Raw genomic sequence first — 492 nt, 5'->3', positions numbered from 1 at the left:
AAGAGAATGAAGAAGAAGGTGACACTGTATCGCATTAATTTTCCAAAATGAAAATACAATACAGTGCGCAGACTGGATGATATACGTCGATTCTATTCAATTGCATGGTGGATTAGTGATTGTTGCAATTGATATGTTTATTAGGCGTGTTTCTTACCTTTGCTAGACTTAAATCCTTGATGTGGAAATACGTTACGAATTCTTTGTTGGACTTTCTTTGGCACTTGTTTATTGAACACCAACTTTGCACCAGTACGTAAGCTGTAAACTTTCATTTCACCATCAAAAGGCGTCTTCTCGCCAATCTCCACTAAATTATGGCGAAAAGACGGTGGCAAGTTCCCTTTGACTGAATGAATATGCCCTTCTTTAAAGGAAACTTTCAATACGGGGCGATCAATGGCCACTAGCCAAAAGATAACGATTGCGGCCACAATAATGACATACAACATGTGTGTTCTCCTGCACTAATCGGATAATAACTTGCTTAAG

1 protein-coding gene is annotated in these 492 nt (G+C 38.6%); it reads right to left on the bottom strand.

What is annotated here, in order from left to right; genetic code table 11:
- Window positions 1–140 precede the first annotated feature (140 nt).
- Complete coding sequence (locus CIK04_RS28425; RefSeq protein ID WP_017422066.1) at window positions 141–452, bottom strand: DUF3634 family protein; 312 nt, start codon at window positions 450–452, stop codon at window positions 141–143.
- Between the last annotated feature and the right edge of the window lie 40 nt (window positions 453–492).

This window comes from Vibrio sp. 03_296 (genome assembly GCF_002265885.1).
The sequence above is the reverse complement of the archived record's forward strand: the minus strand, read 5'-3'. Positions and strand labels throughout refer to the sequence as shown.

Excerpts from the sequence above, each read along its gene's own strand:
- CIK04_RS28425 (WP_017422066.1), bottom strand. The coding sequence starts at position 452 with ATGTTGTATGTCATTATTGTGGCCGCAATCGTTATCTTTTGGCTAGTG.